Origin of the sequence: Corynebacterium sp. HMSC074H12, from assembly GCF_001813755.1 — a bacterium.
GTDB classification, from domain to species: Bacteria; Actinomycetota; Actinomycetes; order Mycobacteriales; family Mycobacteriaceae; genus Corynebacterium; species Corynebacterium hiratae.
In genome coordinates this window covers 50063-65891 of record NZ_KV813947.1, presented here as the reverse complement: position 1 = coordinate 65891, position 15829 = coordinate 50063, and the positions used below count along the sequence as shown (strand labels likewise).

At 51.3% G+C, this 15829-nt stretch carries 10 protein-coding genes; 1 reads left to right on the top strand and 9 read right to left on the bottom strand.

All coding sequences use genetic code 11. The features are described from left to right. Window positions 1–495: 495 nt before the first annotated feature. Complete coding sequence (locus tag HMPREF2932_RS12550; protein ID WP_071410289.1) at window positions 496–1866, top strand: glycoside hydrolase family 32 protein; 1371 nt, start codon at window positions 496–498, stop codon at window positions 1864–1866. Here the strand turns inward: HMPREF2932_RS12550 and HMPREF2932_RS12545 are convergent. The 9 genes from HMPREF2932_RS12545 to HMPREF2932_RS12505 all read right to left on the bottom strand — a co-directional run bounded on the left by HMPREF2932_RS12545 (window position 1853) and on the right by HMPREF2932_RS12505 (window position 15704). After that, window positions 1853–3526, bottom strand: coding sequence for a heparinase II/III domain-containing protein (locus HMPREF2932_RS12545; protein ID WP_141756315.1), 1674 nt, complete (start codon window positions 3524–3526; stop codon window positions 1853–1855). The genes HMPREF2932_RS12550 and HMPREF2932_RS12545 overlap by 14 nt on opposite strands. 174 nt (window positions 3527–3700) lie before the next feature. Further along, the gene (locus tag HMPREF2932_RS12540; protein WP_071410287.1) at window positions 3701–5539 is read right to left on the bottom strand and encodes an asparagine synthase-related protein; all 1839 of its coding nucleotides are present in this window, start codon (window positions 5537–5539) and stop codon (window positions 3701–3703) included. A gap of 64 nt (window positions 5540–5603) precedes the next feature. Further along, entirely contained in the window at window positions 5604–8111 is a 2508-nt protein-coding gene (locus HMPREF2932_RS12535; protein ID WP_071410286.1) for a glycosyltransferase family 4 protein, read from the bottom strand. 64 nt (window positions 8112–8175) lie between these two features. Continuing rightward, complete coding sequence (locus HMPREF2932_RS12530) at window positions 8176–10293, bottom strand: hypothetical protein (protein WP_071410285.1); 2118 nt, start codon at window positions 10291–10293, stop codon at window positions 8176–8178. Further along, a complete protein-coding gene (locus HMPREF2932_RS12525) occupies window positions 10294–11568 on the bottom strand; it encodes a glycosyltransferase family 4 protein (RefSeq protein WP_168166999.1) in 1275 nt (424 codons plus the stop codon). A 149-nt stretch (window positions 11569–11717) separates the two neighbouring features. Then, complete coding sequence (locus HMPREF2932_RS12520) at window positions 11718–13004, bottom strand: nucleotide sugar dehydrogenase (RefSeq protein ID WP_071410283.1); 1287 nt, start codon at window positions 13002–13004, stop codon at window positions 11718–11720. 9 nt (window positions 13005–13013) lie between these two features. After that, window positions 13014–14009: a Gfo/Idh/MocA family protein gene (locus tag HMPREF2932_RS12515; RefSeq protein WP_071410282.1), complete on the bottom strand. Its 996-nt coding sequence runs from the start codon at window positions 14007–14009 to the stop codon at window positions 13014–13016. Then, window positions 14009–15109, bottom strand: a complete 1101-nt coding sequence (locus HMPREF2932_RS12510) for a DegT/DnrJ/EryC1/StrS family aminotransferase (RefSeq protein WP_070754430.1) — start codon at window positions 15107–15109, stop codon at window positions 14009–14011. The genes HMPREF2932_RS12515 and HMPREF2932_RS12510 overlap by 1 nt, the downstream gene beginning before the upstream one ends. Next, window positions 15102–15704 (bottom strand): acyltransferase, encoded by a 603-nt coding sequence (locus HMPREF2932_RS12505; protein ID WP_071410281.1) that lies wholly within the window; start codon window positions 15702–15704, stop codon window positions 15102–15104. Before HMPREF2932_RS12505 ends, HMPREF2932_RS12510 begins: the two co-directional genes overlap by 8 nt. Window positions 15705–15829: the final 125 nt, after the last annotated feature.

The following is a 15829-nucleotide window of genomic DNA, read 5'->3' as shown; positions in this document are numbered from 1 at the left end:
CAATCATCAGGCCACCGATGACAAAGCCGATGAGCGTTCCACCAAGCCCCGCCTTTTGCATCCAGTCGAACGGCAGGATATAGGCACCCCAACCAATCGCCGCGCCCAAGGCCATGGCAAAGACCCACGAGGGCTTCATCGTTTTCCGCAGTGTCGCATTCTCCGACATGTAGTTTCACTCCAGACAATTCACCTTGAGCGCCAGGACCTTGCGGACGATCCCAGCGCGCGTTTCTGGCAAGTCTAGAGATCATTGATTAGGTGTGCTGCAGATCTAACTAAATTTCTAATCGAACGTGCTCCACTACTTGACCCTCCGGTAGTCCGGTAGTACAGATCACCCAGACGCTGAACAGGACATGAGACTTTCACCTAGCCACGCAGAGCGTGCTTTACGACGCCTCCCCCTTCAGGTTTCCGGGTATTCGCCCCCTCCCAGCGTCAACACGCACTAGACTTCAAAGTCGTCTCATTCATATGCATTAAGGATCTCTCATGCGCCGACCATCCCGCACCGGCAAAGCCCTCGTGGCCCTTGTCCTCACTGCTTCGCTTACCACCGCTCAGGTCTCCGCACCTACACCTGCACAAGCTCAGCAGGCGCCAGCTTTCCAGATGCCTACCCTGCCTCAATTCAACGAGGAGCAGGTTCGGCAAGCTATCACCGCCCTAGTGGCGCTTGCCACAGGCATCGGCGGTTTGGCGCTCCTCGCAGGCATCCTTCCAGGAATCGGTTCTTCCCAAAGCCCTACGTCTGCTCCCACCCCGACGGCAAAGCCAACCCCTTCCTCGCAGCCGAGCACAACAGCCGCGCCAACGACCAGCGCGGAGCCCACCACCCCAGCTAAGTCGACCACGAGCGCTCCCGCGGCCCCGACAACGTCCGTGGAACCTTCCTCCGGCTATGCGCAACACGTTGTCGACATCAAGAATCGACTCGCTAACAGCGAGGATAAGGCACCACTCTGGGCTTGGGCAGCACCGCGCGGCCTGCAACTCAACCTCCCCACCCATGAAGGTAGCGGCCAAGCTACTCACCCCTCAGTCCTCTACTTTGAGGACGGGTGGAATGGCTGGAAGTACTGGATGGCTATGACACCGTATCCGGACAGCAATGAATCCGCCGAGGACCCCAACATCATCGTGTCCAACGACGGTTGGACCTGGCAGTCCCCCGAGGGCTTGCCCAAACCCATTGATGACCAGTTGGGCAAGCCCAACCCACACAACTCCGATACTCAGCTCGTCATGGCTCCCAGCGGCGAGATGTACCTGACATGGCGCATGGTGGACCGTCCTAACGGCAAAACCAACAGAATCTTCCTAGTCAAATCGACCGATGGCGTGCACTGGTCAGAAAAGGAAGAAATCTGGTCCGGTGAACCACAGTTCATGTCTCAAGCCCTCATCTGGACTGGCGAAAACTGGCGCCTCTACGGCGTCGCCAACCACACCGGTGTTCCTAATCGAATCATCTACTTTGAAAGCGACGATTTGAAGACGTGGTCGGCTCCTCGGTACCCCTCCATCGACCCCTACGTGTCCAATGGTGAGCGCTGGTGGCACCTTGATGTTCAGCGGTACAACGGCGAGTACATTGGCCTCGTGCACATTATCCCGAGCGAAACTGTCCAGAGGGGCAACCTGTACCTACTTCGCTCCAAAGACGGCATCAACTGGAAGCGCTCAGACACGCCAATCATTTCGCATGAGGAGTCCGGCTACCCCAACCTCTACAAGTCCGCCCTCGTCCCGCACGGCAGCGGCGATGACCTCACCTTCGAGCTCTTCTACTCTGGATACCGCGAGCACCGCGCTAACTGGCGTATCAACCGCACCACAGCGGAACGCATCAGCGTGGAGTAAGCCCTCGATCTGCGTATCCCCTCTCTATGGGAGCGGATAACGCCCGCACTTTGTGAGATTGGATGTCGAAGTCGAAGAGAAACGTCTGGCTGCCGCGGACGATACGCAGGACACGTTTGCCGGGCCCGTTGTCCTTAAAAGTGTATTCCACCTTATCTTCCGGCTTAGCAACCACCACTGCGGTAAGAACGCAAAAATCTCTGCTGGCACGACCAAACCCTAGAGTCCACGTATCGGTAGGTTGTTCGTTGCGGAAGACGACTCCGCGCCGGCTTTCCCGGTCACCACGGGCCAAATTCACGTCCGTCGGTTCAAAGAAGCGAGAGTCTTCGATTCCGTAGCGGATGAATACCAGCTGTGTTCCATCAACAACGGAGCGGAATCGAACCACCTCATATAGCGAGCCTTCATACTCGAACTCCGGTGCCACGTTCCAACGCTGCTCCGCATAATTTGCAGCGCGTGTGTGCCCGAGACTGTCAGAGACCACGAAAGGGCCGCAGTCTGCGAAACACGTGCTTCGTTTCCAGAGAAGGCCTTCCCAAGCGGTGTCCTCTAGGTCAAACGCAGACCACGTATCCTCAACTTGCTTATCCAGCAATCGTGAGGCTGCCTCAGCATTGTGCTCCTTCCCACGCACAGTAAGCACATTATGAGCTAGACGACTCTGGGCATAAAAACGCTGTGGCCCCTTGGTGTAGCCTGGGTGACCAGCGTCAACGATGATGTTTCGTCCGAAGTCCCAATAAGTCAGCGACAAGTGATCGAAATGCCCGTGAATCTGCCGCGGCGGCCCGAAGCGCAGGGTGTAATAGCTCTCCAATTCCTTGGGTCTGAGCTGACCAAACCCGGAGCGTCCAAAGACGTAGCCAGCATCATAAACCTTGACGCGCGGAATCTCAGTCCCAGTTGCACCATTCGAATGTACATATTCCAAGGCTCCACCACGGACAAAATTAGGACGCCGCGGCATCGAGTCGCCTACCTCCACAAAGGTTCCCGCCGGGGTCAAAGAGTGTGCGATGAATTCTTCCAGCGGCCTCTGCTTTGCTTTAAGTTTTTCCACTCCCGGCGCATCAAACATCTCGAGTGCATCCACAGCAGTGCTGCGCAGGCGCTCAATGTAATTCGAGTACTCGGGCGCTTGTTCGTTGATAGCGCCTTCCTCGTCAATCATGACCTCGAGGCAAGCAACGGCGCGCTTGGCGCCAGTCTCCAACATCTCCTCGTTGCTCAGCCTGCCCCCTACGATCATTAGCGCCAGCGCCTGGGACAGCCCATGGTTCCAATAACCATCAAAATGCTCCAACAACCACTGACCGTGGTACGTGATGGCTTCATAAAGCCATTCGTCCTCAGGGTAAAGCTCACTCAGCACGCTTAACGACGCCGCTCTAATCGCAACAGCATGCCCGCCCCAGACGTGTTCATCGTTTTTCCATTCGGGAGTTACGTTATTCGTCTCCCACCAGTGCCAAGCTACAGTGCAAGCAAATTCAACTCCCGAAGCAATAGCGTCGTTCCACTCCACTTTGGGGCGGTCAACTGCACGATCCACTATGAAATCAATCCAGTTCAACGAGTGCACATAAAACCGTACAGTGGGGTGCAACTCCTGCGACTCAATTTGCGGCCAAAAAGGTTCTTCAGGATCAAACACCACTGCATCGTAAGTGTGAATCACTAGGACCCCACTCAGCAGCTGAGGAATCGAATTTAGACGACCTAGACCACCAGAAATTACAAGAGGACGGCCACGATTTGGTGCACTATAGAGCGACACGGGGCTCCTTTCGGCATGGACAAATGAAATGAAAGACTAGCGGCGCAAAATTCAGCTGACCAACCACTCTTTCGACAGCCAACGCTCCACAAGTAGAGTTCTCAACAAACGAATAGTTAGAATTTTTCGAGGTGCACGGGCCGGATGCAATGCCACCGCTTCCTCCTCACTACACGCGCTCAGCTTTACGATTTTGTCCACAAATTCCGAGTCCAGAATGGACGCGAGGTCAGCCCAGCGGTCACTCGAAACCAAGAACTTTGCAGCTGAAGTGATAGGAGTCAAGAAGAAATTAATGAAATCAGGACCATCGTTGCTTAACTTGTGCACTCCATTGTGGAACGGCTTAGGGGCCTGCTTACGCAGCTCGTAGAATTGACCGGAGACACCCTCAAGAGGGGCAGAGGCCTCAAATTTAAAGGCCCCACCTCGCGCAGTGGGAATTTTGAGAGCGTCTTCCCATATCTTCGATACCGCAAGGAAAGCAGATACATTCTGCATCCGATTCAGCGCAGGAAGAACATCGGCGACCGCCACCACTTCTGAATCGCAAAACGGATACATTACCTGGGATTCTGCATCGGCTTGTACCACATGGGGCTGCAAGTAACGAGAAGAGCGGAGATCCCTTCCATGCATATAAAGCAGTTCTAGATTTGTAGTAGCCGATACCGATGCCAACCAGTTGTCGAACACTTCAAAGCTGTATTGGTTCAACTCAGGTTTGAGAAGCTTGGCGTTCGTCTTACCAAAACGCCGGTACACGTATTCGAGGGAATTGGCATTAGTCTTGTCCAAAACACCTTTAAACAATGGCCACTGCCCCGCAACCAAGTTCTCACCGATTTCAATAGGTGAAGCATTTTCATACGGCGCAACCAATGCTTCAGAAGGTATGAAACCTTGGGAATCCGCAATCGACTTAAGCATTGAATCAACAAAACTACTAGGCACATTGGCCCCGGGGATTACTACACGGTGCTTGACTCCAGCAACCTCTGCGAGTTGAGCAGCAACCATTACTTCTTCTGACGTAGCCTCACCCTGTGTTACCGCGGTGACTTCTACTTCTGGCCGATCCCTAAAAAGACCTAGGATTATACGGCTATCAAGTCCTCCCGAAAGACGCAGCTGAACATGATCAGTCCCTCGTCTATCTAATGCACGCTCAGTGGCGTTCAAGAAGGCTTGCGAAAGCTCATCAGCTCCGGTAAACCAGCGATTATCCTTCTCTTCCAAACAGATCTCCGCCTGTTGCGGAGCTGCTCCGATTCGAATCGCACCCCCAACAACACGGAGGGAAGACCTCGGTGCGAGAGTTTTGACACCGCGAAAGGGCGTAACCCCCGATACTGAGTAGCCAAAATTCAAATATTCATAGGCGTAGTTCTCATCAAGCTGTACACGAGAAGAATCTCCATCACTCATCGCCAACGCGATGAATAATGGGCGATTGGAAATATACGTGAAATGTGCATCTTGACCATAGTGGATGGCTTCTAATGCTGGGACCGTATTCCAAGCGAATACACGGTTGGTATTTTTGTCTCCCATAATCGCCGCGTAGCTTCCCCACACAGGCTGCTCAAAGCGAAGGTCACCGGCACGCGTAGAAACTGCTTCAATGAGAGATGCCGAATGCAGAGGGCTTGTCGCAAATGCCCAGCGCCCCTTTTTTAAAGCAAAACACGGTTTCTTAGCCTGCGATTGCGATTGCCAAATTACGGAGGTCGTCCCACCCATGCCCAAATTGCGTACAGCCTGTGCCTTCGCCAAGTATCTCTTTCCGAGATATTTCGATATCTCAGGCAGCACTGTATCGAGTTTGTGCTCGATCTCTTCGGAGTTGTCGTTCTGCCAGTTTCGAGGGATAATCGTTAGATTTAACATGAGCGAGCACCTTTGAGGACGTATTTTTCCAATCGCTTAATTCAATAAGAGTCAGTTTCAAACTTTAATTGTGGGAAGCAAAGGGGTTTTCAAGCTTAGCGAGATATTCGAGGTATTCCGAAAGTTGTTCTTGGCTGGTCCCACAAGTATCACCAGCGTCGTTGGCGTCCTGTGAAACAAGCGCGCTTGCCACGCTACGAATCTGAGCATCGATTGAGGCTAAAGATATAGGTAAGTACGGCGGCAAGGATTCTAGCTGACCAAGAATACCAGGATCATACGATGCCAAAACGGGAATTCCCTTCTGCATGGCAAGCAGGGCCGCCGACGTATGGAATCCGCTACCAATCCGGTCAATCAGAATTGAGATACTCTGACTGCATCCTCCATTTTCATTGACCTCAACAAACTCGAAGAAGCTGTTATTCTCGCGTAGCTGTCTGAGAGCCGAAATCACCGGTTCCGGCCTCTTATCAGATAAGATTCCGATACGAATTGGTTCAACCGACTGAAGATCCTGCCGCACCATCGAAGTTTGGTCGAGATTGAAATTCGGAAACCAGGCTGATGGAAGTCCGAGCTTCAAAACTCCCGGCGAGGTAGAAATCAGCTTTGTATCGCGCTCTCTAAGAATTTCACGCGCGGTTTCACGGTTAGCCGCGAGACGAACCAAAATCGATTTATCGAGGGACTCCCAGTGGCTGCCAGGGATTAGCGCCATTTCTTCATATGGATCAGCCAGCTGGTCGTCCGACACGAAAGCATAAAGGCCGATTCCTGAACGACCCAATTGGTGTCTCAGGTTGGTGCCAGTCCCCAATGTTTCTTCGAAGAGCGGTTCATAGTCTAGGGTCACTAGGTAATCCGCTGTTTTTAGGAGGAGATTCCATGTACGCAATTGTTCCTCGACAGAGCCATAAGCTTTACCCAAAAGATGCCATTCGAGCGGACTCTGTTGTAAGTAAATCTTTCCTTTCCAAGCTAACGCAACGTTTTCATCAATAGTGGTCAGTAGACGGCGTAAGGGGTACGTCCGGTTAAGCATTCCTCGTCGGAAAGGAGGGACCTCAACTGACAAGTCCAAGTTTGTCCCGTCCTCGTCCGGCGTTGAAGCAAACTGCTGCCATATTTTCCCGAGGACAACCTCCTGGGACTCCCAAGAATGGTCCTTCCGAATCAGCTCAACTCGCTCTTTAAAACGTGGGAGATCGTGGAGGACTTCTCTAACAGCCTTAGCAAAGGAGTACGGGTTTCGCTCCTCATGAACCCAGCCAACGTTCGTTTCCCGGATAAAAGAGCCTTGGGCCTGCAGATCCGTGCCTACTATAGGTAGACCGGCCTGAATATATTCACGAATTTTTGTCGCCAACGCCTGATGATGTGCCTTAGTTCCGTACAAAGGGCTCAGTCCAATATCTGCGCTGGAAACGTAGCTCGTAACGTGCTTGGAAGGAACATAATCCACAATATGGACCCTGTCAGAGACTTTATGTTTCTTTGCTAGCTTCTCAATTTCCGCGCGCGGAGCCTTGTCCTTTGACCCTACGAAAGCAAGATGCACGTTAGGCAGCAAAGGCATCGCCTCTACAGCCGTATAAATACCACGACGCTCGGCCAGTTTGCCTACGTAAACCAGCAAAGGCTCATCTCCGAGACCGAGTTCCTCACGCAAAGATTGGCGGTCTAAGTCAGAATTCGAAATTCTGGCACTGCTAGGCGCATTAACTACGACGCTTGGCGTGTGCTCTAGATGATGGCGTGCCTGTAGTTTATCTGCGAGTTGAGCTGAGACTGTAATGACATGATTTGCGTATTGAATCATCTCTGATTCGAGAGCCAGCCAACCATAGCGGTGCCCCGCCGGTCCGCTAAATCTCTGACCAGGCAAATACTCATGGGCATCATAGATCCATGGAACAAAGACACCGTCTCTCAGCCGCTCATCCTGGTATAACTTCGCAGCCGACATTGGGTGTCTATCGTGCACATGGATGATGTCTGGTTGTAGTTCCCGGAACGCGCGAAGGAACAACTCTTCAAATCCGCCGATTTGAGGCCAGAGTTCAATGGCTTGCCCTGGCTGACCACTGCGAAGCCACTGGCCCAAGTTCTGCTTATTCAACTTTGCACGAACCCAGCTTTCACGGGCATCAATGACTTTCTGAAATACTGGAGCCAGTTTTTCATTAACGTCAACGTTTTTCTCGAGACGCTGACTAAAGCGGCTTGGCGCAACTAGACGGGGCAAATTTCGTATCGAGAGGACAAAGCCAACTTTTTCTTCGGTCTTTGACTTTAAGTTAGCTACTTCATTCCTAATCCTCTCGTTTTCTTGGTCGATATAGTCCTCGGCTCCCATTTCCTCCTTCGGTTGACGACGGCGCCATTCAAGGTACTGGCTCCAATCCGGAACGAGTCGATAAATGGGAATACGCTCGTAGGAGCCAAGCATGCTAACATCCCGCTGCTTCATGCCTACAATGACAACTTCATAGCCTTGGTCACGAGCGCTCACGGCCATTTTTTCAACGCGCGAATCGCCTTCAACGGTGTTTCCAACAGCCATAACCATTAGGGGCTTCAACTTAACTCCCGTAACTTAAATCTCTCGTTCAACGTATCCATGCAAAGTAGCGTTAACGCAGTTCTCGTTCTGCAGTCACCGCTAGTGCCTGTATCTTTTTGAGCCTCTCAGCCCAGCCGTGTTTTTGCCAGATTTCGTGCCAAGAAACATGGGTATCTTCTGCAGCGGCCCGTGCCATTGTCGCTGTAACCTCGCCGCTATCATATCCAGTTGCAAAAGTTACCCCTACCGGGCCAAACAACCTGTTGACGGGAGAATCCTTAAAGCAAAGGATGGTAAAGCCTCTTTCCAGATAAGAAACAGACTTGTACGGAAAAGCACCTTTCCCGTAATCCGACTCCAAGAGGAGAACTCCGCAGGCTTTCTCTGTCAGCGGACGATACCCATTGAAATCGCCGTTCAGTACTCGGATGAAAGGTGATTCTGCGATCCCTAGCACTTCCAACTGGCCAATGAGCTCCTGTTGTTCCTGAGGGCGAACAACAAAATCAAAATACACTCGACCGAAACTACTCGATGACGAACTCTCATCTAAAAGGATCGAAGCGATAGCTGTTAGGTACGCGTCCATCCGGTACGCACTTCCAATTCCGCCCGAGTAAACGAATGTCATTCCTTTCTCCGGACCGCGAGCTAGGGCGCAAGCTGACTGGGTTACCCCGGGAGGAAGCTCATCATCTACGAATGAAATTTCACAATTCGATTCAAGAAGTGTTTCAAACATCCTCCTGCTTTCAAGAGAAGGCGCTACGAACGAACCGAAAGAATCGTCCAAACGAGTCAGCTCAAAGATGCCGGAAGCCAGCACGTCTGCGGACGGGCCTTCCGGGAACATACTTGAATCCAGCCAATGGAGATCTCGCACAAACCATAGACTCGGAGTCCGAGATATTGAAGAGGCTAGGTCGACCAATCTATAGGCTTGGATGATAACATCTCGGTTTTGTACTGGGTTTGTTGAATTCTCGCCGTATATCAGTACGCAACGCTTACCCGAATTGAGCCAATCCTCGACGAGTTTAGAACGCCGCTCGAGAAACTTAGTTGTCATCCCTATTTGGAGCGTCAGCCAATTATCCGCCATTTCTAAATAGAGGTTACGAATTCTTTGGGGCCGAGCACCATTAGAGCGGTTTTCAACCGCGGCTACCGAGAAAAACAGGCTGAATTCTTCGAAATCACCATAGTCCTCCCAATAGCGGGGAAGATCCTTTTCCGTTATCTGGTCAATTATCGCGAACAGGCTTCGCCCATGACTCTGGCTCCCCATAGATGAACTACCACCCGCGTCACCTGGTTGGCAGTACTCGTGAACAAGCTTGTCAACGCCACATACAGAAAGAAAGCTTTGGTTTCTCGCTAGGAGCCTCATTTCAATACGTTCTGCAGCGTAGCAACGTCCCATGCCCCCGTTATGAGAAGCGGCTACTACAAGAGAGTCTGCGTCACCGCCGACGAAGAATAGGCTAGAAAATTCTCTTCCCCGTAAACGCAGAACATTACGGAAAGACCTTCCCATGGTAAAGTCCTTATACCAGAAGAAAGAATTCGACGAAATGACCCGTACTTTCTTCCCCTCAGCCTCAAGTGCCTCACCGAGTTTGCTAACCGCATACTCGATATCTAAAACCGAGGCGTAGTTCTCTTCCGTGTCGACAACGACACCAACTACGTCGGAGCTTTCGTCGAGCATTTCTGTACTGCACGAGGAATCTGCTAGGTTCCACAAGAAGTGGGGTGCGGTTGAGCCGAGACTAACCGCTTTGCTCATCTCCCACTCATTTAGGAACACTAACCCAGCAGCAGAGTCGGCGAGCTGTTCAAACGCGACCAACTTAGCCTTATTTCTCCTCTGGCTAAAGTCAAGCTCACCAGGCTGAAGTACCGAAACAACTGTTCGCCGGTCAAGGTTCTTTGCTGCAAACAGGCTTGGCCAAACTCCTATGCCGATAACGTAGCCAATGCCGAATTCAGTTAGCATGTCCTCGAACCACTTGGCAGAAGGCAAGTCTCCGTCTGCATTTAGCCATGCCGGAACTGGAGTTGTAGCTCCATATAATTTACGTTCTTTTACGTTAAGAACGATCGGAGTGTACCCGAAGGCTTCTATCTCTCCCAGTACCAAGCCAATTAGCGGGCCAATTCTATTTACGACGACTAAAACATTCACTTAGAGCCCCATCGAGTCTTTTCCTAGTAGTACTTCCATCTCTTTTGCCACAGTGTTTGACGGGCCGCTTTGTGCGCGGACACGTTGCGCTGCATTTCTCGACATTGCGAGAAACCGTTCTGGCGATTCAAACAGGGCTACAATTTTTTCTATGGCGTCCGGAATGTTCGACTCTTCGAACTGAATAGCACAAGAATCATCGACAAACTCCGGTATAGCCGTCACTGGGTTTGTTATTGGAACTAGTCCCGAGCTCATTGCCTCGTCGCGGGAAACCCCTTGGGTGTCGAAGCGTGAAGGAACTAGGAATAGTCCGTGTTCCTTGTGCAGATCCGCGATTTCTTTCTGAGAGACGAACCCGCGATTAACACGCACATTCGGCTCTTCGCGGAACTCATCGAACTCGCTGAAGTACTCTCCATCACCGACGATCGTTATCTGCAGTTTGTCCCAGTAGGTGGTTTCTTTCAGCGACCGCACGAGCGAGGCCGCTATGTCAGCACCGTAGTTATACGCGTGAGCGCTGCGCACCCAAAGAAGTTTGTATCTTTGATCGGCACCTTTCTCTTGGTAGTCGAATATGTTCCCATCGATTACATTGTGAACGATGGCACTACGTGTTTCGTCGAACCGTATTCCTAAGTCTTCTCCGGCAGCGGTGCGCCACCACTCGGACACGAAAAAGAATTTATCAACTTTGGACTTTGGATCAGTTAATTCTTTCCAAAGATCTTCATTTCGAAGCGACTTCTCAATCCGCCCATTCAGTACCTTTGGGTCCCGGATGCCGTACGGTAAACGACTCCAGTTTCGTACTTCATATCCGTGAACGAAAACCGCAAGTGGAACATCCTCAGGAAGCGCCTTCTTAAGGACGTGCCACATCTCCGAGTTCATAAAATGAACGCTTACAGAGGCATATTCATAGCTAGAAAGTATTCCGATAAGCTCGTTTACGTAACCCGAGAGAACAGGGACGCCATCGTATATGTAGACATCTGGCTTAACTCTTTTCCCAAAAGCAACGACGTCAACATCAAAGCCAGCCTCCTGATAAAGCTTAACTCTTCTATGGATGAAGCCATTGGCATACTGTTTCTCAGCGGATGAATACTCGTTCGCCAGTACAAGGTGGCGACGTCGCGGAAGCGTTCCCTCCAAATTCTCTCTTGAAAACTGCCTAACGAAACAGTATTCTTCCTTGTTTCGTAGATCGGAAAGCCCTACTCGATCTATGCCCTCCCCCACGCTAAAGCTAGGTCTCTGCTTCTTCAAGAATGCGTTCTCATTGAGCAACCGAGTTATTAACTCTTGAGCGTCAATAGTTCGCGGTAGTGGGCGCTTTATGAACGATTGTTCATAAAAGTTATCGCTGGGTCCAATCATGATGGTTTGACTCTTGCTTCGGTTCGTGGCGGAGAAAATTACCCGATGGTTAGACGTGGAATCCCATTCCACTTTTCAGCGTCCGTGATCCTACGTCCATCGAAGATTGCTCTGATTCCAGGGAAATCTTTCGGCGAAATAGATTTGTATTCCTCATGATCAGCCTGCACAATGACTGCATCGACCGGTTCACCGAGCTGGTAGGACTCCCATCCAAAATCACTAATTTCCGCTGCGGTATACATCGGGTCATGCACAACAACGGCCGCATTTCGCTCACGGAGCGCATCTACTGTCGCGAAGACACCAGAAAATGCAGTTTCCTTTACTCCACCTCGGTAAGATGCCCCCAGAACAGCAACCTTCAGCCCGCTGAGATCACCAAGTAGGTTGGCAAGCTGATTCACACAGTATTCGGGCATAGTTGCGTTGAACTTACGGGCTTCACGCACGACTGTGGCGTCTTTGTCTGTCGACAAATACAGACGTGGATACACTGGAATACAGTGTCCACCTACGGCAATACCTGGACGGTGGATATGACTAAACGGTTGCGAATTGCACGCATCGATAACCTTGTAAACGTCAATTCCAGCAGCATCCGCATATACCGCGAACTGGTTCGCCAAACCAATATTGACGTCACGGTAAGTAGTTTCAGCAAGCTTAGCCATTTCTGCAGCTTCAGCTGTCCCCATGTCCCAAACACCGTTCTCGCGCGGAAGGTCGGGGCGCTCTTCGAACTGGAGCACTTCCTCGTAGAATTTCATTCCCTTGCGCGTTCCTTCATCGGAAAGACCACCGACAAGTTTCGGATACCGGCGCAGATCCTCGAATACACGACCTGTGAGTACTCGCTCTGGGCTAAAGACAAGATCAAAGTCCTTGCCTTCTTCAAGCCCCGAAATTTGTTCGATCATTGGTTTCCAACGATTGCGCGTGGTGCCAACAGGCAACGTCGTCTCATAAGAAATGAGAGTATTAGGGGTTAGGTGTTCAGCAAGTGACTGCGTAGCTTGATCCATCCAATTAAAGTCTGGCTCCCACGTCTCATCATTGACGAACAACGGCACGACGAGAACGATGGCGTCAGCCTGTGGAATCGCTTCAGAGTATTCAGTAGTTGCACGCAACTTTCCTGCTGGCACAAGTTGCTTTAGGTACTCGTCGAGGTGCTTCTCTCCTGGAAAAGGCTCCCGAGCTTGATTAATAGTGTCGACAAGTTCTTTGTTGATGTCTACGCCAACGACAGTGTGTCCGGATTTCGCAAACTGGACCGCGAGCGGCAACCCAATCTTGCCCAGTGCTACAACTGCGATATTCATATCTTTCTCCTACAGGTTCATTTCCAAGAGACGGTGGGTGCTTGCGGATTCCAAAACGCTTTCAACGACCTTCATCGTGTTCAAAGCTTCTGCCATCGTTACGATTTTCCCGCTCTCGCCGAGAATCGCATCACGGAAATTCTCGTGTTCCACGGCAAGCGGCTCTCGTTTATTCAAGGCATAGCGCGTAACGGTTCCCTCGGACACTCCGCGGAAATTGCTCACTTGGTCCCACTCAATCGGGTCAACCCCGTTTTCATAGTAGGTCAGGTCACCCATAACCGTTTCAGCTACCAAAGCACCGTTTTCACCCACAACAACAGTCTGACGGTCCTTGAATGGAGTAAGCCAATTGACTAGGTGATTAACGATAACCCCGTTCTCCAGCTCCCCTGCTACAGATACCATGTCTTCAAATTCGCGGCCTGCGCGATGTGCCGTAGTCGCAGAAATGCGTGCGTAACTTGAATCAGCGACCCAAGCAGTCAGGTCAATATCGTGCGTTGCGAGGTCTTTTACGACGCCTACGTCGGAGATGCGAGCAGGAAAGGGAGACTGCCGACGGGTAGATACTTGGTAGACCTCACCCAAAAGTCCTTCGGCGATCTTTTTCCGCATCTCAAGCAGAGCCGGATTACAACGTTCCACGTAACCTACAGCACCCACCAAGTCATTCTCGGAGAATGTCTTGACCATCGTTTCAGCTTCTTCAAGCGTATTGGCCAGCGGCTTTTCAACGAGCGTATGTACTCCTGCATCAGCAAGGGCCATAGCAACGTGGTAATGGTGGGCGGTAGGTACAGCGACTACTGCTGCATCGATGTCGTGCGCAAGAAGCTGCTCAACGTTTTCATAAACTGGCAGTCCCTCGGCGACTCCAAACTTATCTCCAAATGGATCAGCAAGAGCCACGAGGTCGACTCCATCCAAGGACCGAACGTTTCGGACATGGTGGCGTCCCATTGAACCTAGTCCGATAACCGCATACCGCAAGATATCGCTCATTAGGCACCAGCCTTTGCTAGCTCGTTTACGGCATTCACGATGCGTTCAAGGTCGTTTTCCGACAGAGTCGGGTGCACTGGCAGAGACAAGCACTCCTTTGCTGCGGCTGCAGTTTCTGGTAGTGCCAAACCTTCAGCGAAATGCTTGAGCGACTCGAGCTCGTGGTTAGGAATCGGATAATATACACCCGAACCAATCTGATACTCGTCACGGAGGGCTCGCATGAAGCCATCCCTGTCTTCAGCTATTCGAATCGTGTATTGATGGTAGACGTGAGTAGCCTTCTCATGGACCTTCGGAACCTCCACACCTGTAATGTTGGTGCTTAGAAATTCTGCATTCTTCTGCCGGGTAGCAGTCCAACCCGGCAACTTTTTGAGCTGGACACGGCCAATTGCTGCATGAACATCGGTCATTCGGTTGTTGTATCCAACCACTTCGTTCCGGTAGCGTTCTTCCATTCCTTGATTTCGGTAAAGCCGTACCCTGCGGAGGAATTCTTCATCCTTGGAAGAGACAAAACCGCCTTCAGCGGAAGTCATGTTCTTGGTCGGGTAAAAGCTGAATGCACCAAACAGGCCCATCGTTCCGACGAACTTACCGTCCCAAGTTGCCATGTGGGCCTGAGCACAGTCTTCTAGGAGGAGAACATCGTGCTTTTGAGCTAGTCCAAGGAGCCCCGCCATATTCGCAGGATGGCCATAAAGGTGTACTGGCATGATCGCCTTCGTACGGTCGGTAATCCTTGTCTCCACGTCTTTAGGGTCAAGGGTGAAGTACTCATCAATGTCGGCGAACACAGGCTTCGCGCCCGTTGCTGCGACAGAGTTAGCAGTCGCTGCAAAGGTGAAAGACGGCACAATAACTTCATCCCCTGGGCCAATTCCCGCGGCCAACAAACCGAGGTGCAGGGCCGACGTACCAGAATTCACCGTTACGCCAGGAACTCCATTTAATGCATCTTGAGAGAACTCTTCCTCGAATCGGGCAGTCTCGGGCCCTTGGGCAATCATACCGCTAAGCAGAACCTTGTCGACCGCCTCGCGCTCTTCATCGCCAATAATGGGTTTTGCCGCAGGAATAAAACTCTTATCAGTCATTTTTAACTTTCAACTCTCCGTCTAGCTCAATGTATTTTTGCCCAGTCTTGGGGCACGTAAAAGTACTCTCTTTGCCTTCAACAGATACCAGCTTGTGGCCAGCCTTCCCCACCCAACCAATCTGTTTGGCCGGAGTTCCAGCGACCAAGGCAAACGCTGGTACGTCTTTGACCACAGTTGAACCCGCAGCAACCAGCGACCAAGGGCCAATTTCAACTGGAGCCACCAAAACGCTTCTGGCTCCGATAGCTGCACCCTCACGTACCGTCACGCCAACTGGTTCCCAATCGCTCGCGCTCTTCAATGACCCGTCTTCATTAATCGCACGAGGATATTGATCATTGGTTAGAACTACTGCCGGCCCGATAAACACACCATTTTCCAGCTTTGCCGGCTCATAAACAAGTGCTAGATTCTGAATCTTGCAATTGTCACCTATTTCGACGCCTTCGCCAATATAGGCGGCCCGCCCGACAATACAGTTTTTTCCGATCTTGGCGTTTTCTCTCACCTGCACTAGGTGCCAAATTGAAGTTCCGTCGCCGATTTGCGCATCAACCGAAACCTCAGCCGATTCAACGATACGTGGAGCCACAGTTCTCCCTACTTTTCATCTTGCCTTCATCCCACAGCAACACCAATTACGCCTAGGCGTTGGGATTACACCATAGTAGTACATGGAAGCATTCGATTCTTCACGAGCCACCACTTCACTTGCGA

Coding starts and splice junctions, on each gene's coding strand:
- HMPREF2932_RS12520 (WP_071410283.1), bottom strand. CDS start 13,004: ATGAATATCGCAGTTGTAGCACTGGGCAAGATTGGGTTGCCGCTCGCG.
- HMPREF2932_RS12550 (WP_071410289.1), top strand. CDS start 496: ATGCGCCGACCATCCCGCACCGGCAAAGCCCTCGTGGCCCTTGTCCTC.
- HMPREF2932_RS12510 (WP_070754430.1), bottom strand. CDS start 15,109: ATGACTGATAAGAGTTTTATTCCTGCGGCAAAACCCATTATTGGCGAT.
- HMPREF2932_RS12535 (WP_071410286.1), bottom strand. CDS start 8,111: ATGGTTATGGCTGTTGGAAACACCGTTGAAGGCGATTCGCGCGTTGAA.
- HMPREF2932_RS12540 (WP_071410287.1), bottom strand. CDS start 5,539: ATGTTAAATCTAACGATTATCCCTCGAAACTGGCAGAACGACAACTCC.
- HMPREF2932_RS12515 (WP_071410282.1), bottom strand. CDS start 14,009: ATGAGCGATATCTTGCGGTATGCGGTTATCGGACTAGGTTCAATGGGA.